Source organism: Nocardioides sp. NPDC023903, assembly GCF_040639295.1.
GTDB lineage: Bacteria > Actinomycetota > Actinomycetes > Propionibacteriales > Nocardioidaceae > Nocardioides.
The window spans coordinates 56,012-79,687 of the sequence record NZ_JBEZZS010000011.1 but is presented as its reverse complement, the minus strand read 5'-3'; the positions used below and the strand labels follow the sequence as shown (position 1 = coordinate 79,687).

18 protein-coding genes are annotated in these 23,676 nt (G+C 68.3%); 2 read left to right on the top strand and 16 right to left on the bottom strand.

Translation table 11 applies throughout. From position 1 onward, the window contains the following. Window positions 1-128 precede the first annotated feature (128 nt). Window positions 129-869, bottom strand: coding sequence for an IclR family transcriptional regulator (locus AB0F44_RS14085; protein WP_357356327.1), 741 nt, complete (start codon window positions 867-869; stop codon window positions 129-131). 279 nt (window positions 870-1,148) lie between these two features. Here AB0F44_RS14085 and fdhA point away from each other — a divergent pair, with 279 nt between their 5' ends. Then, on the top strand, window positions 1,149-2,360 hold the full coding sequence (gene fdhA / locus AB0F44_RS14080) for a formaldehyde dehydrogenase, glutathione-independent (RefSeq protein WP_357356325.1): 1,212 nt from the start codon (window positions 1,149-1,151) through the stop codon (window positions 2,358-2,360). Window positions 2,361-2,421: 61 nt separating this feature from the next. On the opposite strand, the gene AB0F44_RS14075 is transcribed toward fdhA, so the two are convergent. The 10 genes from AB0F44_RS14075 to glyA are packed head-to-tail and all read right to left on the bottom strand — an operon-like array spanning window position 2,422 to window position 14,140. Beyond that, a complete protein-coding gene (locus tag AB0F44_RS14075) occupies window positions 2,422-3,753 on the bottom strand; it encodes a folylpolyglutamate synthase/dihydrofolate synthase family protein (protein ID WP_357356323.1) in 1,332 nt (443 codons plus the stop codon). After that, window positions 3,750-4,604 carry a methylenetetrahydrofolate reductase gene (locus AB0F44_RS14070; RefSeq protein WP_357356321.1) on the bottom strand — a complete coding sequence of 285 codons (855 nt, stop codon included), beginning with the start codon at window positions 4,602-4,604 and terminating at the stop codon, window positions 3,750-3,752. The genes AB0F44_RS14075 and AB0F44_RS14070 overlap by 4 nt, the downstream gene beginning before the upstream one ends. After that, window positions 4,601-5,485 (bottom strand): dihydropteroate synthase, encoded by an 885-nt coding sequence (gene folP, locus AB0F44_RS14065; RefSeq protein ID WP_357356319.1) that lies wholly within the window; start codon window positions 5,483-5,485, stop codon window positions 4,601-4,603. The genes AB0F44_RS14070 and folP overlap by 4 nt, the downstream gene beginning before the upstream one ends. Continuing rightward, the gene (locus tag AB0F44_RS14060; RefSeq protein WP_357356317.1) at window positions 5,482-6,366 is read right to left on the bottom strand and encodes a bifunctional methylenetetrahydrofolate dehydrogenase/methenyltetrahydrofolate cyclohydrolase; all 885 of its coding nucleotides are present in this window, start codon (window positions 6,364-6,366) and stop codon (window positions 5,482-5,484) included. The genes folP and AB0F44_RS14060 overlap by 4 nt, the downstream gene beginning before the upstream one ends. A gap of 30 nt (window positions 6,367-6,396) precedes the next feature. After that, a complete protein-coding gene (locus tag AB0F44_RS14055) occupies window positions 6,397-7,770 on the bottom strand; it encodes an L-serine ammonia-lyase (RefSeq protein ID WP_357356315.1) in 1,374 nt (457 codons plus the stop codon). Further along, the gene (locus AB0F44_RS14050; protein ID WP_357356313.1) at window positions 7,770-8,426 is read right to left on the bottom strand and encodes a sarcosine oxidase subunit gamma family protein; all 657 of its coding nucleotides are present in this window, start codon (window positions 8,424-8,426) and stop codon (window positions 7,770-7,772) included. Before AB0F44_RS14050 ends, AB0F44_RS14055 begins: the two co-directional genes overlap by 1 nt. Continuing rightward, window positions 8,419-11,328: a sarcosine oxidase subunit alpha family protein gene (locus AB0F44_RS14045; protein WP_357356311.1), complete on the bottom strand. Its 2,910-nt coding sequence runs from the start codon at window positions 11,326-11,328 to the stop codon at window positions 8,419-8,421. Before AB0F44_RS14045 ends, AB0F44_RS14050 begins: the two co-directional genes overlap by 8 nt. Continuing rightward, window positions 11,325-11,615, bottom strand: a complete 291-nt coding sequence (locus AB0F44_RS14040) for a sarcosine oxidase subunit delta (protein WP_357356309.1) — start codon at window positions 11,613-11,615, stop codon at window positions 11,325-11,327. Before AB0F44_RS14040 ends, AB0F44_RS14045 begins: the two co-directional genes overlap by 4 nt. 12 nt (window positions 11,616-11,627) lie before the next feature. Further along, window positions 11,628-12,845, bottom strand: a complete 1,218-nt coding sequence (locus AB0F44_RS14035; protein WP_357356307.1) for a sarcosine oxidase subunit beta family protein — start codon at window positions 12,843-12,845, stop codon at window positions 11,628-11,630. Beyond that, window positions 12,845-14,140, bottom strand: a complete 1,296-nt coding sequence (gene glyA / locus AB0F44_RS14030) for a serine hydroxymethyltransferase (RefSeq protein WP_357356305.1) — start codon at window positions 14,138-14,140, stop codon at window positions 12,845-12,847. Before glyA ends, AB0F44_RS14035 begins: the two co-directional genes overlap by 1 nt. A gap of 109 nt (window positions 14,141-14,249) precedes the next feature. On the opposite strand from glyA, the gene AB0F44_RS14025 reads away from it, so the two are divergent. Further along, window positions 14,250-14,924 (top strand): GntR family transcriptional regulator, encoded by a 675-nt coding sequence (locus AB0F44_RS14025; RefSeq protein ID WP_357356303.1) that lies wholly within the window; start codon window positions 14,250-14,252, stop codon window positions 14,922-14,924. A gap of 68 nt (window positions 14,925-14,992) precedes the next feature. On the opposite strand, the gene AB0F44_RS14020 is transcribed toward AB0F44_RS14025, so the two are convergent. From AB0F44_RS14020 to AB0F44_RS14000, 5 genes are all read right to left on the bottom strand, one after another. Beyond that, the gene (locus AB0F44_RS14020; RefSeq protein ID WP_357356301.1) at window positions 14,993-17,482 is read right to left on the bottom strand and encodes an FAD-dependent oxidoreductase; all 2,490 of its coding nucleotides are present in this window, start codon (window positions 17,480-17,482) and stop codon (window positions 14,993-14,995) included. Window positions 17,483-17,511: 29 nt separating this feature from the next. Beyond that, a complete protein-coding gene (purU, locus tag AB0F44_RS14015) occupies window positions 17,512-18,414 on the bottom strand; it encodes a formyltetrahydrofolate deformylase (protein ID WP_357356299.1) in 903 nt (300 codons plus the stop codon). 314 nt (window positions 18,415-18,728) lie between these two features. Further along, on the bottom strand, window positions 18,729-20,450 hold the full coding sequence (locus AB0F44_RS14010; RefSeq protein WP_357356297.1) for a GMC family oxidoreductase: 1,722 nt from the start codon (window positions 20,448-20,450) through the stop codon (window positions 18,729-18,731). Further along, window positions 20,447-22,066: an AMP-binding protein gene (locus AB0F44_RS14005; protein WP_357356295.1), complete on the bottom strand. Its 1,620-nt coding sequence runs from the start codon at window positions 22,064-22,066 to the stop codon at window positions 20,447-20,449. The genes AB0F44_RS14010 and AB0F44_RS14005 overlap by 4 nt, the downstream gene beginning before the upstream one ends. Beyond that, entirely contained in the window at window positions 22,063-23,670 is a 1,608-nt protein-coding gene (locus AB0F44_RS14000; protein WP_357356293.1) for a long-chain fatty acid--CoA ligase, read from the bottom strand. Before AB0F44_RS14000 ends, AB0F44_RS14005 begins: the two co-directional genes overlap by 4 nt. Window positions 23,671-23,676 lie beyond the last annotated feature (6 nt).

Below are 23,676 nucleotides of genomic sequence, written 5' to 3'. Positions count from 1 at the left end.
GTCAACGGGTCGATCTGGATTCGTCCTCAGGATTTACGCGGGCTTTACGACGTACGCGAAGTGGCCCGCATGCACGAGGCATGCGGGCCACTTCGAGGGTGCCGATTCGTCGCCTCGGCAGGCGCGGATCACTCAGCCTTGGGGAAGCCGTTCCGCTCGGAGATCGCGGCGGCGGCGGCAAGCACATGCTCGGCCAGCTCGGGCACCTTCTCGGAGGTGATGCGGAACGACGGACCCGAGGCCACCACCGCGGCGATCACCCCGCCACCCAAGGAGCGGATCGGCGCCGCCACGCCGGCGAGGCCGATCTCGTGCTCGTCGACCGAGTAGGCGTAGCCCAGCTTCCTGACCTCGGCGAGCTGCTCCTCGAGCTTGGCCGGATCGATCACGGTCTCCTCGGTATAGCGCTCCAGCCCACCCTCGAGGATCTCCCGACGGTCCTCCGGCGACATGGTCGCCAGGAAGACCTGGCCGGAAGCGGTGGTGTGCAGGGGGCTGCGCTGCCCGACCCAGTTCACCGACGTGATCTCGGCGCTCCCGATCACCTGGTCGATCGTGATGGCCTCCTCACCGTCGTTGATGACGATGTTGACGGTCTCGCCGACCGCGTCAGCCAGCGCCATACAGATCGGGCGACTCGTGACCGAGATGTCGTGCTTGCGGGTCGCGCCGGCGGCCAGCTGGATGACGCCATAGCCGAGTTGATAGTGCCCCCGGCTCGCGTTCTGCTCCACCAGCCCGCGCGCCTCGAGGGTGGCCAGCAGACGGAAGACCGTCGACTTGTGCACCCCCAATTCCTCGGAGATCGGCGTGACTCCGACAGCCCCCCGACGGGCGAGCACCTGGAGGATGGAGATGGCTCGGTCCACTGAGTGAACGGTCGTGCTCCGTGTTTCGCTCGTGTTGCTCATGCTGAAACAGTATGCCTCCTTGTCAGATCCCCTCCTTCGCCCCTACTGCCGGGTAGCCGCGGCGCGAGCGAGCAGACACCCTCCGCAAGAGCCCTGAAATCGGTCGAAACAGGGTCTTGATGCCAATGCCGTCGACGGTCTACGTTGTTTCATATAGCGCTCTTGTTTCGCTATGAGAAACATCCCCGCAACTGAGCAAGCCGGACGCCCCCATCCGGGGCAGGAAGAAGAGACGCCATGGCAGACAACAGAGTCGTCGTCTACAAGGGGCCGGGCGAGGTGGCCGTCGAGTCCATCGAGTACCCGAAGCTGGAGCTCCCCCAGGACGTCGTGAGCGGCCTGGGCATCAAGCGCGCCGCGCCGCACGCGGTCATCCTCAAGCTCGTGACCAGCAACATCTGCGGCAGCGACCAGCACATGGTGCGCGGCCGGACGACCGCCGCTGTGGGTCAGACGCTCGGCCACGAGATCACCGGCGAGATCGTCGAGATCGGCGACGACGTCCTCTTCCACGAGGTGGGCGACATCTGCTCGGTCCCGTTCAACATCGCGTGCGGTCGTTGTCGTATGTGCAACGAGGGCAAGACCGGCATCTGCCTCAACGTGAACCCGGCACGGGCCGGCGCGGCGTACGGCTATGTGGACATGGGCGGCTGGATCGGTGGCCAGGCGGAGTACGTCATGGTCCCGTTCGCCGACTTCAACCTGCTGAAGTTCCCCGACCGGGACCAGGCCCTGGAGAAGATCCTCGACCTGACGATGCTCTCCGACATCTTTCCGACCGGCTACCACGGCGCCTACACCGCCGGCGTCACCACCGGGTCGACGGTGTACGTGGCAGGCGCAGGCCCGGTCGGGCTCGCCGCGGCGTACTCAGCACAGCTGCTCGGTGCCGCCACGGTCATCGTCGGCGACATGAACGCGGACCGGCTCAAGCAGGCCGCCAGCTTCGGCTGCGCTACCGCGGACCTGTCCTCCGGTGACGCCCTCGCGGACATCATCGCGGACATCGTCGGGGAACCCGTCGTGGATGCGGCGATCGACGCGGTCGGGTTCGAGGCCCGTGGCCACGGCCGCGACGCCGCCGAGCAGCCCGCCACCGTCCTCAACGACATCATGGACGTGGCGCGCGCGGGCGCCTCTCTGGGCATCCCCGGCCTGTACGTGACCGGCGACCCGGGTGCTGTCGACGATGCCGCCAAGCAGGGGCAGATCGGCGTCCGGCTCGGCCTGGGCTGGGCCAAGTCGCACACCTTCGTGACCGGCCAGTGCCCGGTCAAGCAGTACAACCGGCAGCTGATGAACCTGATCCTCGCCGACAAGGCCCACATCGCCGACGCCGTCAACGCGAAGGCCATCAGCCTCGACGAGGCGCCGGAGAGCTACGCCGCGTTCGACCAGGGTGCGGCCACCAAGTACGTCATCGATCCGCACGGCATGGTGAACTGACGCAACCGGGCTTCTGAGAAGGTCCTCCCCCCTGGCCACGTCGGCCAGGGGCAGGGCCGTCTCACATACCCAACAGGCGGCGCGCTTCCCCCACGGTGACGACTGAGCCTGTGACCAGCACCTGAGCCGGGTATCCACCCTCTTCGGAGAGAGCCGAGGCGGCTCTGGTGGCCTCGAGGAGGGCGCCGGCGAGGTCGTCGATCTCGACGACCCGATCCGCCCCGAGCACCCCGCGCGCCGCGGCGGCGGTGTCGCGGGACGACAGCGACCTCGGGCTGCTGTTCCGGGTGCAGATCATCGTCGACACCACGGGATCGAGCTCGGCGAGCATGCCGTCGAAGTCCTTGTCGCCCATCGCAGCGACCACGGCGACCGTCGGCCGGCGGCCCAGATCGGAGAGGCCGGCGGCCAGGGCCCGGGCGCCGTCGGGATTGTGGGCTGCGTCGAGGATCACCGCGGGCGTGCCGGGCAGCACCTCCAGCCGCCCGGGCGAGCTGGCCGAGCCCAGCGCCCGTCGCAGTGCGTCCAGCGGGATCACGTCTTCCAGGAGGGCTTCGACGCTCGCGATGGCGAGCACCGCGTTGTGCGCCTGGTGGCGGCCGTGAAGTGCCAGTGGGACCTCGGGATAGGGACCGGCGAGGCCGTTGACCGAGATGATCTGACCATTGCCGAACGCTCGTCTGCCGCTCAGGCGGAAGTGACGGCCTTCGACCATGAGCCTCGCGAGATACGCGTCGGCATGGGCTCGGAGGAGCTGCTCGACATCTGGGGTCTGCCGAGCCGTGACGGCCAGCGCACCCGGCTTGATGATCCCGGCCTTCTCCGCCGCGATGTCGAGCGTCGTCGGCCCCAGGTGATCGACATGGTCGAGGCCGATGGGGAGGATCGCGGCGACCGGGGCGTCGATGACGTTGGTCGCATCCCACATGCCACCCATGCCGACCTCCACCGCCGCGACGTCGATGGCCGCGGTCGAGAACGCCTGGTAGGCCATGGCGACCGTCATCTCGAAGAACGACAGCGGAGTGGGACTCTCGCGGTCCACGGCCTCGGCCGCGGGCAGGACATCGCGGTAGGCCTGGACGAAGCCATCCTGCGGGATCGGCTGGCCGCCGATGCTGATCCGTTCCCGGATGTCGGCGAGATGGGGGCTGGTGAACCGGCCGACCGCCGAGCCCAGCTCGAGCAGGATCGCCTCCACCATCCGCGCGGTGCTCGTCTTGCCGTTGGTTCCGGTGATGTGGATCGACCGGTAATCGCGTTGTGGCCGGCCGAGCGCGTCCGTCACCGCCCGGATGCGCTCGAGGGACGGGGCGATCCTGGTCTCGGGCCAGCGGGCGAGGAGCCGCCGCTCCACCTCCTCGATGTCGAGGTCGAAGCCGGTGCCGGTCACTGGGGTCCTCCGCCCAGGCGGGCCAGCAGGTCGCGGCGCCAGGCCTCGGTCTCGGCGACCTGGTTGAACGTGAACAGATGCAGACCGGCGATCGCGGCCTCCGGCTTGTCCAGCTCCGGCGCCGCACGGGTGAGGAACCGCTCCGGCGAGTAGCCACCGGGCGCGGCGATGCGTGCGAACAGACCCTTGTTCTTGGCGAGGAACCTCGTCGACTCCCCCACCCCGATCTTGGTCGCCATGGTGAGGAGCTTGGCGCGCTCGACCGGGCCGGGCAGCCCGACGATGATCGGCGTCGTGACCCCGCGGGCGCGCACGCGGCGTACCCAGTCGGTGAGGGCGCTGTGGTCGAAGGTGAGGTTGCTGACGATCTCAGTGGCGTGGTGGCGCTTGTCCCACATCGCCTGGACCAGGCGGTCGTGGATGATCGTCGGATGGTCCTCGGGATAGCCGGCGACACCGACGTGGCTGAACGGGTCGCCGAGATCGACGAGCGCCTCGAGGAGCTCCAGCGCGCTGGGGAACGCTCCGGGTTGCTGCGCGTCGCCGGCGGGCACGAAGATCTTGTCGATGCCGGCCGCCTTCAGGCGACCGACGATGTCGGCGAGCTCGGCTCGGCCCGAGACCATGCGCGCGGCGAGATGGGGTACGACCTCATAGCCGTGTCCGGCGAGGCGGATGGAGAGGTCCACAGTTCGTTCGAGTCCCTTGGCCGGTGAGGCGGTCACGGTGACGGTTCGGCCGACGGGTAGGGACGTGGTGACGACCTCTTCGATCGTCGCGGTGGGCAGGACCTCGTAGCGGGCGTCGTGCAGCAGCCTCCGTACGGTCGCGGCGGCCGAGCGACGACTCATCGCCGCCCTGTTCGGACGCCGACGACGTCGGCTGCGACCGCGGATCCACGCAGGCGCGCGGCCACCCTGGAGGCGGCAGCGGCACCGGACACCGAGTGCACGCGCACTCCCCAGGCGCCTCCCGCGGCAGCGATGGCAGCCACGGCGTCCGACGCCTCGTCCCGGTCAGCCGGGACATCCGGGTCACGCCGTCCGTACGTCGCCACCTCGGTGAGGAACCGCTTGCGGGAGGCTCCGACGAGGAGAGGGAAGCCGAGGTCTCTCAGCGTGCCGAGGGACGAGAGCAGCTCCCAGGACTGGGCGCTGTTCTTCGCGAACCCCAGGCCGGGATCGAGGACGATGCGCTCGGGACGTACGCCGACGTCGAGCGCGGAATCGACCCGGCCGCGGAGCTCGGCGCACACGTCGTCGACGACCGAGCCGTAGAAGCAGAAGTCGTCCATCCGCGTGGAGTGGGCGCGCCAGTGCATGAGAACGCAGGTGACCTCCGCATCGGCCACGAAGGGCAGCATCCTGGGATCGGCGAGCCCGCCGGAGACGTCGTTCACGATGACGGCCCCGGCCTCGACGGCTCGCTGGGCGACCGAGGCGCGCATGGTGTCGACCGAGACCGGCAACCCCTCCCGGGCCAGGGCCTCGACCACCGGGATCACACGGGCGATCTCCTCGGCCGCGCTGACCCGCTGGGCACCGGGCCGAGTGGACTCGCCTCCGACATCGAGGAGATCGGCGCCGTCGCGCATGAGCTCGAGGCCTCTGCGTACGGCGGCGTCGACGTCGAGGAACCGGCCGCCGTCGGAGAACGAGTCGGGGGTGACGTTGATGATGCCCATCACCTGACAACGCCGAGCTGCCTCGGTGAGCAGCTGCGTGGCACTCATGTGCGAGCCCCGGCGATGGCCTCCCTGGCAGCCAGATGCTGTTCGGCGATCTCGACGATGTTGGTCAGCAGCATGGCGCGGGTCATGGGTCCGACCCCACCCGTGGCACCGCTCATTTTGCCGGCGACGACGTCCACGTTCGGGTCGACGTCGCCCAGGATCCCCTCGATGGTGCGAGTGATCCCGACGGACAGGACCGTGGCGCCGGGGCTGACCCAGTCGGGCTTGACCAGGTGAGCGACACCCGCCGCGGCGACGATGACGTCCGAGGCCCGGGCATGGGCGGCGACGTCACGGGTCTCGATGTTGCACAGCGTGACGGTGGCGTGCTCGGTGGGGCGGGTGAGCATGAGCCCGAGCGGCCGGCCGACGGTCAGACCGCAGCCGATGACGCAGAACCGCTGTCCGGTGATCGGTACGTCGTGCTGCCTCAGGAGCTCGATGATCCCGCGCGGCGTGCACGGCAGCGGAGCAGGAGTGCCGAGCACCAGCTTGCCGAGGTTCGTGGGGTGGAGCCCGTCGGCATCCTTGTCCGGGTCGATGAGCTGCAGGACCCGATGGGTGTCGACGTGGGGCGGCAGTGGCAGCTGGACGATGAAACCGGTGCACGTCGGATCGTCGTTGAGCTGTTGCACCGCTGCCTCGATCTCGGCCTGCGACGCGCTGGCGGGGAGCTCGATCCGGATCGAGGCGATGCCCACCTCGGCGCAGTCGCGGTGCTTGCCCGCGACGTACGAACGGGAACCAGGGTCGTCACCGACGAGGATGGTGCCGAGGCCGGGGTCGATCCCGGCCTCGTGCAGTGCCTTCACCCGCACGGCGAGCGCGGTCTTCAGATCAGCAGCGACGCGCTTGCCGTCGATCTTTGCTGCGGTGGTCATGCACTTCTCCTTATCGCGAGACCCGTGACGTCAGCATTCGATGACGTTGACGGCGAGGCCTCCGCGGGAGGTCTCCTTGTACTTGATCTTCATGTCGGCCCCGGTCTCGCGCATCGTCTTGATCGCGGCGTCGAGGGAGACCCGGTGGCTGCCGTCGCCGCGGGCGGCGATGCGGGCGGCATTGATGGCCTTGTTGCTGGCGATGGCGTTGCGCTCGATACAGGGGATCTGCACCAGGCCGCCGACGGGGTCGCAGGTGAGCCCGAGGTTGTGCTCGATCCCGATCTCGGCCGCGTTCTCCACCTGCTCCGGGGTGCCTCCGAGCACTTCGCACAGGGCTCCGGCAGCCATGGCGCAGGCCGAGCCGACCTCGCCCTGGCAGCCGACCTCGGCGCCGGAGATCGACGCGTTGATCTTGAACAGGATCCCGACCGCGGCGGCGGCGAGGAGAAACCGCACGATCCCGTCCTCGTCCGCGCTTGGCACGAACTTCTCGTAGTAGTGGAGTACGGCCGGGACGATGCCCGCCGCGCCGTTGGTCGGCGCGGTCACGATCCGACCGCCCGACGCGTTCTCCTCGTTGACGGCGAGCGCGAAGAGGTTGACCCAGTCCATCGCCCTGAGCGGGTCGGTCTCGTCCGTGGAGCCCTGGAGGTGGAGATAGAGACCAGGGGCACGTCGGGGAACCTTCAACCCACCCGGGAGCGTGGGTTCGGTGCGGGTGCAGCCGTTGTGCACGCACTCCTGCATGACCGACCAGATGTGCAGCAGCTCGGCGCGCACCTCCTCCTCGGTACGCCACGCCAGCTCGTTGGCCATCATCACGTCGCTGATCCGTTTGCCTGACTCGGCGCAGACCGCGAGCAGCTCGGCCCCCGTCGTGAACGGGTACGGGATCGGGGTCGCGTCCTCGACGATCCGATCGGCGCCGGCCGCCTGCTCGTCCACGACGAAACCGCCGCCGACCGAGTAGTAGGTGCTCTCCAGGAGCACCTTCGTGTCGGCGTCGTACGCGCGGAAGATCATGCCGTTCGGATGCGCGGGAAGGGTCTTGGTGCGGTGCATGACGACGTCGTCGGCGTCGAACTCGATGTCCCGGGCTCCGGAGAGTCGCAGGCGCCGAGTGGCGCGGACCTCGGCCACGCGGGCGTCGGCGTTGTCCGTGTCGACGCTCTCGGGCCGGTTGCCCTCGAGTCCGAGGATCACCGCCTTGTCGGAGCCGTGGCCGTGACCGGTGGCACCGAGGGAGCCGAACAGCTCCACCTGGGTACGGGCGACGGCGTCGAGCAGTGAGCCCGCCTTCAGGGCATCGATGAACTGCGCCGCCGCGCGCATCGGGCCGACCGTGTGGGACGACGACGGCCCGATGCCGACGGAGAACATGTCGAACACGCTGAGAGCCATCAGCCTGATCCCAGACGCCGCATCGAGCTTGTCGAGATGACCTTGAACTCGGCCATGGCGTCGATCAGCCAACGGCCCAGGTAGTCGGCGTACGAAGCACGCGGGAGGATCCGGTAGGAGTCCGAGTCGAGTTTCCAGAGGATCACCGGAACACGTCCGATCGTGCTGGCGACCGCCGTGCCCGGCGTGAAGGCCCTCGGGTGGAGGTCGAGCGGACAGCCCTTCTCGAGGACCGCCTGCGCGGAAGCTCCCTCGAGCCGGAAGGTGGTGCGGTTGGCCGACAGGTCGACGACCGCGGCACCGCCTCCCGAGACGCCTGCGCGCAGGTACGACACCAGGGTGGACCCGGCCACGCTCTGCGAGATGACCAGGTACTCGTCGGGCGAGAGCCACAGGATGACCACGTCGTGGCCGGTGGCGACCTCGCCGCATCGTCCGGGGAGCTCGGTGCCGAGGATCTGGGCCAGGCGCGTCCGGTCGGGCGACCCGATCGGCACCCGCAGACCCACCATGGTGAGGAACTGCTCCTCGCGCACCCGCACCCCGAAGGCGCCCGATACGCCGGCGTCGACGAAGTCGCCGTGGAGGTGTTGGGCCGGGCTGACACGCAGAGCGGAGATCTTCTTGTCGAGCGGCTCGATCGTGGTCTCAACCATCGCGGCGGCTCCCTTCCGGGTCGTAGAGGACGGTTTCAGCGACGACGACGTCGACCAGTCGGTCCCCGACCGGCGCGACGAGGGTCTGGCCGATGCGGTTGCGGCCATCCTTAATGAGCGCCAGGGCGAACGAGCGCCCGAGCGCGGCACTGTGGTAGCTCGAGGTCACGTGCCCCAGCATCGGCACCGGTCCGTCGGCAGGGGTGATCGGCGTACCGGACTCGACCAGCTGGGTGCCTTCGGGCAGCCTGAAGCTGGTGTCGACGGGAAGCACCGAGACGAGGTGCTTTCGGTCCGTACGCGCGGTGTCGGCACGGTTGTAGGACCGCTTGCCGACGAAGTCCTTCGCCTTGGAGACGATCCACTCCATGCCGGCATCCTGTGGCGTGACCGTGCCATCGGTGTCCTGGCCGACGATCGGGTAGCCCTTCTCCGCGCGGAGCACGTGCATGGTCTCAGTGCCGTACGGGGTGATCGCCCACTCCTGGCCGGCGGCGTGGATCTCCTCCCACACCTGCTGTCCGAACCAGGTCTCGACGTTGACCTCGAAGGCGAGCTCTCCGGAGAACGAGATCCGGCACACCCGCGCCGGGACGCCCGAGGCGAGCGTCGTCTCGCGGAACGTCATGAACGGGAACGCCTCGTTGCTGACATCGAGCTCCGGAGCGATCTTGGCGATCACCTCGCGTGACTTCGGGCCGACGACGGCGATCGTGGCCCACTGCTCGGTCACCGAGGTGAAGCTGACGTCCAGGGTGGGCCACTCGGTCTGGTGCCACTCCTCGAGCCAGTCGAGGACCTTCGCGGCGCCGCCGGTGGTCGTCGTCATGAAGTAGCGGCCCTCTTCGATGCGGAGCGTGACGCCGTCGTCGAAGATCATCCCGTCGGGCGTGCACATGACTCCGTAGCGCGCGGATCCGGGGGCGAGCTTCTTGAAGGCGTTGGTGTAGATCCGGTTGAGGAACTCACCGGCGTCACTCCCCCACACCTCGATCTTGCCCAGCGTGGTCGCGTCCATCATGCCGACGGACTCGCGGACGGCGGCGCACTCGCGGAGAACGGCCTCGTCCAGGGACTCGCCGTTCTGCGGGTAGTACCACGGTCGCAGCCACTGCCCCACGATCTCCATCTCGGCGCCGTGCGCGACGTGCCAAGGATGGATCGACGTCAGCCGGGCCGGGTCGAACAGGTCACCCCGCTCGCGGCCCGCGAGAGCGACGAACGGGACCGGAGCGTACGGAGCACGGTACGTGGTCGTGCCGATCTCGCCGGGGCTGCGACCGTCGTTGAGCGCGGCCGCGATGACTCCGATCGCGTTGACGCCGGAGGTCTTGCCCTGGTCGTTGGCGGTGCTGATCGAGGTGTAGCGCTTGATGTGCTCGACGCTGCGCATGCCGGCTCCGGTCGCACGCAGTACGTCGTGCACCGTCTGGTCGCGCTGGAAGTCGACGAAGTGGTCGACCAGATCGTCGAGCGGAACGCCGCCCTCGGCAGCGAGCCACAGGGCCCGGGTCGTACCGTCACCCGTCGCTGCGGCGAGCGGCCCGGCAGGGGCCTCGGCCTCGCCGATGAAACCTGCGGCCAGGAGCGCCGTCGCTGCCGCGTGCCGCCCCTCGGCGAGACACGCATCGAGGGTGTAGCTGCCCCGGGCCGACCCCACGATCTGCTGACCGGCGACCACGCCGTCAGGGACGAACCCGGCCAGGTCCTCGTCCCAGCGGACCTTGCCCTGCCGCTGGCTGTGCAGGTGGACCACGGGGCTCCATCCGCCGGCGACGGCGACGACGTCGCAGGCGATGTCGCGCTGTTCTCCAACGGCGGCGCCGTCGGTGTCGATGGCCGACACGGTGGCGGCGGTGACTCTCGGGTCACCGTCGGTGTCGAGGACGGCGGAGCCGAGGATGACCTCGATGCCTGCCGCCTCGGCGCGACGGGCGGCGTCGGACTGCTCGGCGCGAGCATCGACGACGGCCGCCACGGCGACTCCGGCCCCGATCAGATCGGCGGCGACCTCGTAGGCGCTGTCGTTGGTGGTCGCGAGCAGGACCCGTGTGCCTGCGGCCACGCCGTACCTGTTGAGGTAGGTGCGGACCGCGGAGGCGAGCATGACGCCGGGGCGGTCGTTGTTGCCGAACACGAGGGGACGCTCGTGAGCGCCGGTCGCGATGACGACCTGCTGCGCCCGGATGTGCCAGAGGCGCTGACGCGACAGCCCCGTGAGCGCCTCCTTGGCGGAGGCGTCGAGGTGGTCCAGCCGGCTCTCGAGCGCGATCACGTAGTTGGCGTCGTAGCTGCCGAAGGCGTTGGTCCGGGTGAGGACGGTGACCTCGGGTGAAGCCGCGAGCTCCTCGGCTGCGCCGCGCAGCCAGGTGTCGCTGTCCACGCCGTCGATGCTGAGACCGCGCGTGGAGAGAAGGGACCCGCCGAGCTCGGTCTGGTCGTCGATGAGGATGACGCGGGCACCGGAGGCGGCGGCGGTGCGGGCCGCGGTGAGCCCGGTCGGGCCGGCGCCGATGACGAGGACGTCGGTGTGGACGTACTTCTTGTCGTAGATCGCGGTGTCGTCGGCGGGGTCGAGCTCGCCGAGGCCGCTGAGGTAGTCGGCCTCGAGCCCGTCGACGAGCTCGACGGTCGTGGCGGGGAGCATGGACTCGGTCACCGAGTCGCCCGGGCGCCTCAGCTTGACCAGCGCGTTGGACTCCTCGAGCCCGGCGGCGAGGACGCCGCGGGGGCGCTGTCGGTACAGCGAGGGGCCACACTCGAGCACGCCGTTGGCGATCAGTGCCGAGGCGAGGGTGTCACCGGCGTGGCCGGCGTACTCCTGGCCGTCGACGCTGAAGGTGAGACGGGTCGATCGGTCGATTCGGCCGCCGTCTGCGAGGCGGTGCGACGTCGTGCTCACTGCGAGCCTCCATCCAGGGTGGGACGCGGTTCGCCGGCCCGGTAGACGGCGGCGATGCGGTAGGTGACGGTGTCGCGAAGAACGTTGAACCACTTGCGGCAGCCGGAGCTGTGGACCCAGCGCTCGGCGAAGATGCCCTTGGTGTTCTCGCGGTAGAACAGATAGCGACCCCACTCCTCGTCGCTGAGGGTGTTCGGGTCCTCCGGGTAGGGGACGTGGGCCTGACCGCCGTAGTGGAACTCGGTCTCGTCGCGGGGCCCACAGTTGGGACAGCTGATGAGGATCATCGTCCGCTCCTTTCAGTGGGCCACGGCGGCGGCGCCGTGCTCATCGATGAGGGCACCGGTGCTGAATCGCTCCAGTGCGAACGGTGCGTTGTACTCGTGGGGCTCGTCGTAGGCGATCGTGTGCGCCATCGTCCAGCCCGCTCCGGGGGTGCCCTTGAAGCCGCCGGTCCCCCAGCCACAGTTGACGTAGAGCTGGTCGATCGGCGTCTTGCTCACGACCGGCGAAGCGTCCGGCGTGACGTCGACGATGCCACCCCAGGTCCTGAGCAGATGCGCACGGGCGAAGATGGGGAACAGCTCGACGGCCGCCGCCATCTGCTCCTCGATCACGTGGAATCCGCCACGCTGGCCGTAGCCGTTGTACGCATCGACACCAGCACCCATGACCAGCTCGCCCTTGTGGGCCTGGGAGACGTAGACGTGAACGTGGTTCGACATCACCACGGTGGGATGGACCGGCTGATGGAGCTCGGAGACGAGCGCCTGGAGCGGGTGCGACTGGATCGGCAGGTCGAAGCCGGCCATCTCGGCGAGGACGCTGGAGTGCCCTGCCGCGCACAGCGCGACCTTGCCGGCCGCGATCGTGCCGCGGCTCGTCTGTATGCCGACCACCCGGTTGCCGTCCTTGACGAACCCGGTCACCTCGCAGTCCTGGATGAGGTCGACGCCGAGCTCGTCGGCCTTGCGCGCGAACGCCCAGGCGACGTGGTCGTGCTTGGCGATGCCCGCGCGAGGCTGGTAAGTCGCGCCGAGGACCGGATAGCGGATGTTGTCGCTGACGTTGATGATCGGGCAGACCTCCTTCACCTGGTCGGCGTCGAGCCACTCCGCGTCGATCCCGTTGAGGCGGTTCGCCTCGCAGCGCCGCACGGAGTCGCGTACGTCCTGCAGCGTGTGGGCGAGGTTGAGCACGCCACGCTGGCTGAACAGGAAGTCGTAGTCGAGCTCGTCGGGGAGCACCTCCCACTGCTTGAGGGAGTGCTCGTAGATCGCCGCGGACTCGTCCCACAGGTAGTTGGACCGGATGATCGTCGTGTTCCGCGCCATGTTGCCGCCCGCGAGCCAACCACGCTCGAGGACCGCGACGTTCGTGATGCCGTGGTTCTTCGCCAGGTAGTAGGCCGTCGCCAGACCGTGTCCGCCGCCGCCGATGATGACGACGTCGTAGGAGGACTTGGGCTCCGGGTTGCGCCAGAGGAAGTCGGGGTGCTCGGGCAGCAGGTCTGCCATCACTCTGCTCCGTTCGACTCGAGGAGGTGGGGGTAGAGCGGGTACTTCTCGGCGAGGACGGTGACGCGGCTGCGCAGCGCATCTGCCGTCTCCTCGGTGAAGTCGTCCTTCAACGCGGCCGCGATGATGTCGGCCACCTCGCTGAAGTCGGAGTCGCCGAACCCGCGCGTGGCCAGAGCGGGCGTACCGATCCGCAGGCCGGAGGAGACCATCGGCGGACGCGGGTCGAACGGGACGGCGTTGCGGTTGACGGTGATGCCGATGCGGTGGAGCCGGTCCTCGCCGTCCTGGCCGGTGAGCTTGGAGTCGCGCAGGTCGACCAGCACGAGATGGACGTCGGTGCCACCGCTGACCACCGAGACTCCCGCGGCCGCGACGTCGTCGGCGAGCAGCCGCTCGGCGATGATGCGGGCACCGCGCAGCGTACGCTCCTGGCGCTCGCGGAACTCGGGCTCGGCGGCGACCTTGAAGGCGACCGCCTTGCCGGCGATGACGTGCTCGAGCGGCCCACCCTGCTGGCCGGGGAAGACCGAGGAGTTGATCTTCTTGGCGATAGCCGGGTCGTTGGTGAGGATGACTCCCCCACGCGGGCCGCCCAGGGTCTTGTGCGTCGTCGAGGTGACTACGTCGGCGAAGGGCACCGGGTTCGGGTGGAGGCCGGTCGCGACCAGGCCGGCGAAGTGCGCCATGTCGACCATGAGCCGAGCGCCGACCAGGTCTGCGATCCGGCGGAACTCCGCGAAGTCCAGCTGCCGGGGATAGGCCGACCAACCCGCGACGATCAGCTTGGGCCGGTGCTCGAGGGCGAGGCGCTCGACCTCGGCCATGTCGATCAGGAAGTCCTCGCGGCTGACCTCGTACGGAACGACCTGGTAGAGGCGCCCGGAGAAGTTGAGCTTCATGCCGTGGGTGAGGTGGCCACCGTGGGCCAGCGAGAGGCCGAGGATGGTGTCGCCGGGCTCGAGGAGGGCGAACATCGCGGCGGCGTTGGCCTGGGCACCCGAGTGCGGCTGCACGTTGGCGTACTCCGAAGAGAACAGCGCCTTGAGGCGGTCGATGGCGAGCTGCTCGATGACGTCGACATGCTCGCAACCGCCGTAGTAGCGGCGGCCGGGATAGCCCTCGGCGTACTTGTTGGTGAGGACCGATCCCTGAGCCTCCATCACGGCGGCGGGAGCGAAGTTCTCCGAGGCGATCATCTCCAGCGTCGTCTGCTGGCGGCTCAGCTCGGCGTCGATCTGCTCGCTGACCTCGGGATCGAGGTCTGCGAGCGAGGCGGTCAAGACGTCAACCACGATGAACTCCCAAACTCTTGAAGTACGATTGATATATCAGTTCGGGATCAACAGTATGCTGGGTAGCGAAGACCTGTCAACGGCCCAGATCAGAAAGCGGTGACTTGGTATGACCGACGTTCAGGCGCCCGCCCCGCCGGCGATCGGCGCAACGATCTCGCTGGCGCAAGCGGCCTACGAGCGCATCCGGGATCGGCTGATCATGCTGGACATCAGGCCGGGCGAGCCGATCAACGACGGCAGGCTCGCGGACTCCCTCGGGTTCGGCCGCACTCCGGTGCGAGAAGCCCTCAAACGCCTGGAGACCGACCATCTGGTCGTCTCCTACCCGCGCCGCGGCACGTTCGCGACGCCGGTCGACGTCACCGAGCTGGGCGCCATCTCCGACCTGCGCCAGCAGCTCGAGCCGTTCGCCGCCAACCGAGCAGCGACCGCCGCGACCGATCAGATGCGAGCCGAGTTGCGCGCCATGGCCGAGAAGGTTCGCGGTCTCGATCCGTCGGGCGACGACCGGCCCACCCTGATGCGGCTCGACATGTCGGTGCACCGAATGATCTACCGCGCCACGGGCAACAAGCACCTCGAGGACGTCCTGGTCCGCTACGACAACCTGGCGACCCGGATCTGGTGCCTGGTCGTGGACAAGCTCCCGGACCTGGCGTCCCACATCTCCGAGCACGCCCCGCTCCTGGAGGCGATCGCCGACGGCGACGCCGAACGTGCCGAGCGGCTGACCCGTGAGCACATCGACAGCTTCGCCATGGAGATCCGCCGCGTTCTCTGACTGCGTTCTCTAAACATGAGATCGGGCGCCGGCCCACCCGCGGCCGGCGCCCGATCTCGACCAGTCGGTCAGCCGCGCAAGCGACTCATCTCCGGGTCGAAGAGCGGCTCAGGGGTGACCGTCGCGGGGATCCGCTGGCCGAAGTACTCGATCTCGACCTGGTCGCCCTCTCCGATCTCCGCCGGCAGGTAGGCATAGGCGATCGGCTTGCCGATCGTGAATCCGTACGCCGCGCTCGTGACGTACCCGACCGCGGTCTCGCCCGACAGCACGGGCTCCTTGCCGAGCACCATTGACTTTCCGTCGTCGACGGTGAGGCAGCGCAGCCGGCGAGCCGAGGTCTCCACCGAGCGACCTTCGAGGGCGGCCTTGCCGACGAAGTCCTCCTTGGCGCGCTTCACCGCGAACCCGACGCCGGCCTCGTACGGGTCGTGCTCGGTGGTCATGTCGGCGCCCCAGGACCGGTAGCCCTTCTCCAGCCTGAGCGCGCCGAACGCGGCCCGGCCGGCGGCGACGACACCGTGCTCCTGGCCGGCGTTCCAGAGCACGTCCCACAGCTTCTGGCCGTTCTCGGCGGAGGCGTAGATCTCCCAGCCGAGCTCGCCGACATAGGACAGCCGCAGCGCAGTGACGGGGATCCCGCCGATGGTGGCCCGCTTGCCGCGGAAGTACTTCAGACCGTCGTTGGTGAAGTCGTCCGCGCTGACCTTGGCGATCAGGTCCCTGGCCAGCGGCCCCCACAGGCCGATGCAGCAGGTGCCGCCGGTGATGTCGCGGACATGAGCAGCCAGGGCGGGATCCTCGGCCCGCAGCTTGCGGGCCTCCCGGCGGAGGTACGCCAGGTCGACCGTGCCGTTGGCACCGACCTGGTAGACCTCGTCTTCGAGCCGGGCGACGGTGATGTCGCTCTTGATGCCACCCTGCTCGTCGAGGAACAGGGTGTACGTCACCGCACCGGGCTTCTTGCTGACGTCACCGGTGGTGAGCCGCTGAAGCAGGGTCTCGGCGCCGGGTCCGGAGACCTCGAGGCGCCGCAGCGGCGTCATGTCGTACATGGCGACCGCGGTGCGGGTCTTCCACGCCTCGACGGCCGCGATCGGCGAGTGGTAGCGGGCCGACCAGTCGTCGCGCGTCGGCGACTTCCACTCCTCCGGCAGTTCGTCCAGCAGGGCTGCGTTGGCCTCGTACCAGTGCGGCCGCTCCCAGGTCCCGGCCTCGAGGAAGAAGGCGCCGAGCTCGACCTGACGGGCGTGGAACGGGCTGACCCGGATGTCGCGGGGCGAGTCCTTGGGCTGCAGCGGGTGGAGGATGTCGTAGATCTCGACGAAGTTCTGCTGCGAGGTCTCGCTGACGTACGCCGGCGCCAGCTGGGTCTCCTCGAAGCGGTTGAGCTCGAGGTCGGCGAGGTCGTACTGGGACCGTCCGGTGGTCAGCACCTCGGCCACCGCCCGGGCGACGCCGGCGGAGTGGGTGACCCAGACCGCCTCGGCCACCCAGAAGCCGTCGACGTCGCGAGACTCACCGACGAGCGACCCGCCGTCGGGCGTGAACGAGAAGATGCCGTTGAACGACGACTCCGCGATCTCCGCCTCCTGGAGGCACGGGAGCAGCTTGCGGCACTCGTCCCACGGGCCCTCGAAGTCCTCGGGCGTGAAGTCGAGCCGCGACGGCATGTTGTCGTGGTCGACGTGCTCCGGGGTCGGGCCGAGATCGGTGGCGACGTACGGCATCGGCTTGTGGGCGTACGAGCCGATCCCGTAGGCATCGCCCCACTCCCGGAAGTAGAGGTCCTGGTCCTGGTGTCGCAGGATCGGTAGGGTCGCGCCGTCGGGTGCCTCGTGCTTGCCGCTCAGCACCGGGACGGGAGTGGTCTTGATGAACTGGTGGGCGAGCGGGAGGAGCGGCACGTCGGTGCCCGCCATCTTCCCCACCTCGACGCCCCAGAACCCGGCGCAGGAGACGACGATGTCAGCCTCGACCACACCGTTCGTGGTCTCCACACCGGTGACGCGACCGCCCTCCTGGAGGACGCCGGTCACAGCGGTGTGCTCGAGGTAGGTGACGCCGGCCGCCTGCGTACGCTCGATGAGCAGATCGACGGCGTGCGCCGCCCGGGCCAGGCCGTCGGTGGGGATGTGCAGCCCCGCGAGCACCTGCGACTCGTCGATGTGCGGGTAGAGCTCTTTGCACTCGGCGGGGCCGATCACCCGGGCGTCGATCCCCCAGGACTTCGCGTAGCCGAGCTTGCGGTAGAGCTCAGCGACGCGGGCCTCGGTGGTCGCGACCTCGAGGCCACCGACCTGGTTGAAGCAGCTCACCCCGTCCTTCTCCAGGGACAGGAACTTCTCCACGGTGTACTTGGCGAACAGGGTCATCGTCTTCGACGGGTTGATCTGGAAGACGAGACCGGGTGCGTGCGAGGTCGAGCCACCAGGCAGGCTGAGTGGGCCCTGTTCGATGACCGTGATGTCGGACCACCCGCGCGACACGAGTTCGTCCGCGAGGTTGGTGCCGACGATGCCGGCGCCGATGATGACTGTGCGGGGCGAGGACGTCATGAGCAACTCCTGAGATTCTGGGTTGGTGGTCAGCGGAACACGACGGTGCTGGAGCCGTGCATGAAGACGCGGTGCTCGCAGTGCCAGCGGACCGCGCGCGAGAGCGCGAGGCACTCGGCGTCCTGGCCGACCGTGGCCAGCGCCTGCGGTGTGTAGGTGTGGTCGACCCGGTTGACCTCCTGCTCGATGATGGGCCCCTCATCGAGGTCTGCGGTGACGTAGTGAGCGGTGGCACCGACGAGCTTCACGCCACGTTCGTGAGCCTGGTGGTAGGGCTTGGCCCCCTTGAAGCCTGGCAGGAACGAGTGGTGGATGTTGATCGCGCGACCCTCGAGCTGGCGGCAGAGGCCATCCGAGAGGATCTGCATGTAGCGGGCGAGCACGACCAGGTCGACGTCGTACTCCTCGACCAGGTCGAGCATGCGCTGCTCGGCCTGCGGCTTGGTCTCGGCCGTGACCGGGATGTGGATGAACTCCAGGCCGGCCGCCTCCGCCATCGGGCGGAGATCCTCGTGGTTGGACGCGACGACAGCGATCTCGGCACCCAGAGTCCCACCACGCCACCGGAAGATGAGGTCGTTGAGACAGTGGCCGAACTTGGAGACCATGACCAGCAGTCGCGGCTTGCGCTCGTCATGGAACGCGTACGACATGCCGAACCGGTCCGCGATCGGCCCGAACGCCGCGGTCAGCTCGTCGACATCGGCCCCGTCGACGGACGCGAACGCGGTCCGAAGGAAGAACAGCTCCCCCACCCGGTCGTCGTGCTGCTGGTGCTCGAGGATGTCGAACCCGCGGTCGTACAGGAAGCTCGTGACCGCCTGCATGATCCCCGGGCGCTCCTGACAGGACAGCGTCAGCACGTTGGCCGTCGCAGTGGGGGCGGTCGCCACGGACGCAACGGCGGTCGAGCTTGGCGGGCTGATGGTCATGCTGGGCTCCTGGTTGCCGGTAATGATACACAACTCATATATCAGAATGATCGTAGAACGGCTCTCAGATCGCCGTCAAGGGCTTCGCGCCCTGGACAATGGGCCTGAGCACGTTGTGGGAACCCGCCGCGATTGGCCCGAGATCCGGCGCACGCATCCGCAGCGAACACCGATGCCCGGATGAAAGGCGGGAGATCCAACCCACCGTCGAAATGAAGAAAGCCTCTGACCAGTTCGTTTTACCTGGTCAGAGGCTCTTTAGGTGGCTCCCCCGGTTGGACTCGAACCAACAACCTTCCGCTCTGCTGGGCCGATCAGTCATGGGAATCTTTCCGAACGCGTGTGCCTTGGCGCAGAGCTGCCGGTGCACCTGCAGGAACGCTGGGAAGCTTCGGCGGCACCGGCGCCAGTCGCCGGTAGGGCTGTGATTGCGTGGGGCGCTGGTCGGTCTCGCCCTTGTTCGGCCACAACGAGAAGGCGCGTTCGGCCTGGGCGGTGATGGTGAGTGACGGGTTCACGCCAAGATTTGCGCTCACCGCAGCCCCATCGACGACGGACAAGCCCGGGTAGTCGAAGATCCGGTGATACGGGTCGATCACACCTTCCTCGGCAGTCGCCCCGATCGGCGCGCCGCCAAGGAAGTGCGCGGTCATCGGCATGCCGAAGACCTCGCCCCAGGGCCCACCCGCCACGCCCCCGATGCGCTCGGCGGTACGCAGCGTCGCCTCGTACCCGACTGGGATGAACGTCGGGTTGGACTGCCCGTGTCCGGCCCTCGAAGTGAATCGTCGTCGTCCGAACAGTCCATGCTTGGTGTAGGTCGTGATCGAGTTGTCCAGACTCTGCATGACGAGCAGCATCACGGTCCGCTCACTCCAGCGGCGTGGGTTGACCAGGCGGAGCCACCTCACTGGGTGGCGCAGCATCCCGGTCAGGGCCTGCACGAGCCGCGGTGTGCGACGCGATCCGTCCGTGGCCACCGTCTGCAAGAGGCTCATCACGTTGCTTCCACGGCCGTATCGCACCGACTGAACGTGGGTGCTCTCATCGGCGTAGAAGGAAGATGACACAGCCAGCCCACGGCTGAAGTCGTGGTCGGGGTCGAGCGAGGTGCGGCCGGCCATGACGATGTTCTCCGAGTTCGTCCTGGTGAGGTCGCCGAGACGGTTCGACAGGAGCGGCAGCACGGTGCGGTCTTTCATGCGGTGCAGCAGTCGCTGGGTGCCCCAGGTCCCGGCGGCGAGGACGACGTGATCGGCAGTCAGCGTCTCGTGCCGACGACGCGGCCACGAACCGGTCCGGTGGACGTCCACGGCGAAGGATCCATCAGGCCGGAGTCGTACGGCGTCTGCGGTGGTCATCGCCCGCACCTGTGCGCCGTGCTTTTCAGCCAGGTAGAGGTAGTTCTTGAGCAGTGTGTTCTTCGCTCCGACCCGGCAGCCGGACAAGCACGACCCGCAGGAGGTGCAACCGGTTCGTGATGGGCCGGCGCCTCCGAAGAAGGGATCCGGGTCCGTGCGTCCGGGGGCTCCGAAGTGCACTCCGACGGGTGCGGCGTGGAAGGTGTGCCCCATCCCGAGATCGTCGGCGACATTCCGCATGAGCTGATCGGTGGGCGCGGGCTCGGGATTGGTGATCACCCCGAGCATGCGGCTGGCCTGGTCGTAGTGCGGGGCCAGCTCGGCCTCCCAGTCCGTGATGTGCGCCCACTGCTGGTCGCCGAAGAACTGCTTCCCGGGTCGGAACAGCGCCGCTGCATATACCAGGGAACCACCTCCGACTCCGGCGCCGGCCGCCACCAGGACGTTCTTCAGTGGGTGCACCCGCTGGATGCCGAAGCACCTCAGCGCGGGTGCCCACAGGTACCGCCGGAGGTTCCAGTTGGTCCGCGCCAGCTCGTCGTCCTCGAACCGGCGACCGGCTTCGAGCACGAGCACGCGGTAGCCCTTCTCCGTGAGGCGCAGTGCGGCCACGCTGCCGCCGAAGCCGGACCCGATGACGACGACGTCGTAGTCCGGGGCGCTCGAAACCGTCATGGCGCCGAAGCCGCCGCGTCGGTTGCCGGATCGGTGGCGGCGCCTTCACGCAGCACGTTGCGACGGATCTTGCCGCTCTGGGTCCTCGGGAGATCCTCGATGATGACAACCCGTCGCGGCACCTTGTACGCCGCGAGCCGGGTGCGGGTGAAGGTGATCAGATCTTCGGGCGCAACCACGGCGTCAGCGACCAGCGAGACGTACGCCGCGACGGACTCGCCGCGGTAGTCGTCCGGTTCACCGACGACCGCGGCCTCGCGGACGAGGGGGTGCTGGTAGAGGACGTCCTCGACCTCGCGCGGCCAGACCTTGTATCCGGAGACGTTGATCTGGTCCTTGAGCCGGTCGACCAGATAGATCCAGCCTGCCTCGTCGATGATGGCGACGTCGCCGGTGCGCAGGCGACCCTCGGGCATCGCGGCATCCGTGGCTTCCCGCTTCTGCCAATACCCCGGCACGACCTGAGGGCCACTGATCTCGAGCTCCCCCTCCTCCCCCGCCGGCAACGGCTTGTGGTCGGCGTCGAGCACTCGGACGCTCAGCCCGGGAAGCGGTACGCCGACGGAGAGAGTTCCGCTCGGCTGATGGACGGGGGCGCGCGTGCCCGGCGGCACCGCGACGACGCACGACGTGGTCTCGGTCAGGCCGTAACCGTTGTGCAGGTAGACCCCGAAGCGCTCCTCGAAGCGCTTGACGGTCACGGGTGGGATCGGGGCACCTCCCGAGAAGAGGTACTTGACGCTCGCGAACCGGTCAGGACCGGCCGTGGGCACTTGATACATCGCGTTGTAGGCCGTGATGGACCCGATCGTGAAGGTCACCGCATGCTCGGAGAACGTATCGAGCGCCACCTCGGGGTGGAACCGGTTCGCCAGGACCAGCGTGGTGTCGTGGAGCAGCGCGAGCGCGGCGTTGGCCACGGCACCGGTGATGTGGAAGAGGGGTGCCATGCCGAACACGACATCGCCGGCGGCGACATCGGCCCACGCACCGTAGGTCGATGCGACGGCAAGGACGTTCCCGTGGGTGTTCATCGCGCCCTTGGCCGGCCCGGTGGTGCCAGATGTGTAGGTGAGCAGTGCGACGTCGTCGGCGGTGACTTCGACGGCCGGAGGGCGAGAGCCCCGGTGAGCTGCGACCAGCTCGAGAAGATCCCCGTGCTGAGCGACCTGGCCTCGGGCGGCACTGGAGAAGACCCGCGGATCGTTGCGGGTCTGGAGATCGAGCGCGGAGGTGCTGACAACCCAGCGGACCGGCGAACCGGCGAGCGTCGTCGACATCCGAGCGACCTCGGTGTCGTCACCGACGAATCCGACAGCGCCCGAGTCGTCGACGAGCTTGCGGAGCTCGGTTCCCTGATACATCGGGTTGAGGATCACCGCGACAGCGCCGAGCTTCCAGAGCGCGATCAGCGTCAGCGCGTACTGAGGGATGTTCTGGAGGTGAATGGCGACCCGGTCGCCGGTCCGCGTGCCCAGCTCGTGCATGGCGACGGCGAGCGCGTCGGACATCTCATCCGCTTCGGCAGCCGTGAGCTTTCCGTCGAAGTACGCGATCGCGACGCGGTCGGGGTTCATCGACACCCGAGACCGCCACGCTTCAGCCAGCGACGTCATGGCCGGCTCTCTCCTGCAAGGGCACCTGCCTCGCCGCGTACCGCCCTCCCGGCCAGCTCGCGCTTCAGGATCTTTCCTGTGGAGGTCATCGGCAGGGTGTCGACGAACTCCACGACGCGGGGGTACTTGTAACCGGCGATCCGCTCCTTGGCCCACGCGATGAGATCGGCTTCTGTGGTCGTCTCCCCTGCGTACCTCACCACGAACGCCTTCACCTCTTCACCGTGCGAGGGGTGCGGTACGCCGATGACAGCAACGAGCGAGACAGCCGGGTGCTGCATGAGCGCGTCCTCGATCTCGCGTGGGTAGACGTTGAAGCCGCCGCGGATGATCATGTCCTTGGACCGGTCCACGATGTAGTAGAAGCCGTCCTCGTCCTTCCGAGCGAGGTCACCGGAACGGAACCAGCCGTCCCGGATGGCTTCAGCCGTGGCCTCTGGCCGGTTGTAGTAGCCCTTCATGACGTTGTCGCCACGAATCGCGATCTCGCCGATGGCGTCCGGCCCGTCGGCTGTGTCTGACCAGTCGGTGCTGATGAGCTTCATCTGAACCCCGTCGATCGGAACTCCGACCGATCCAACCCGGGGTTCCTCCCCTCGACGGGCGAAAGAGGCGATGGCTGCGGTCTCCGACAGTCCGTATCCCTCGAGGATGGTCACGCCGAATCGCTCCCGGAACCGTCGGTGGATCTCCGCAGGGAGTGCGGAGCCGCCGGCAACTGCTACTCGCAGATCGGCAGGGAGGCGGGTGACGTCGACGTTGTCGTCGAGGGCGTTCAGGAGCGCCCAGTACATCGTCGGCACGCCACCGAAGAAGGTCACCTTGTGCGTCTGCATGAGCTCGAGCGCAGCGTGAGGTTCGAACCTCGCCTGGAGCACGAGCGTGCCCCCGAATGCCAGCGCTCCGTTCTGCAGGACGACCTGGCCGAAGGAGTGGAAGAGCGGCAGGACGCAGAGGTAGGTGTCTGGTCGCTCCTCATCGGCGCCGTAGAGCAGGTCTGCGCCGCGCGAGTTGTGGTAGACGTTGCGGTGGCTCAGCTCCGCGCCCTTGGGCTTCCCCGTTGTGCCTGAGGTATAGAGGATGACAGCGGTGTCGTCGTCCTCGCGTCCTTCGGGAATGAATGCGGTGGACTGCTCCGCTACGGCCGGCCCATAGAGGTCGGGCCCGTCTTCGCCGCCCAGGCTGCTGCCGTCGCCGATCAGGATGAAGTCGGTGCACGTCTGGGTGGCCCGGAATCCGTCCCAGGCAGTCTGTCCGATCGGCAGCTCGGCGGTGCCTTCGAAGGCGAAGTACGCAACAGCATCGGAATCGCGGAGGTGGTAGGCGACCTCGCCGGATTTCAGGAGCACGTTCAGTGGCACCACCACCGCCCCGACCTTGAGGATCCCGAAGTAGATCTCCACGAACTGCGGGATGTTCGGCACGGAGAGCGCGACCTTGTCCCCCGCCCGCACACCTCGCGCGACGAGGAGGTTGGCCACGCGGTTGGTCGCCGCGTCGAGCTCGGCATAGGTCATCTGGGCGGTGCCGAAGATGACAGCGGTGCGGTTCGGGTAGCGACCGACCGAGTCGGTGAGCAGTCGGGTGACGTTTCGGGTGGGCATCAGGTG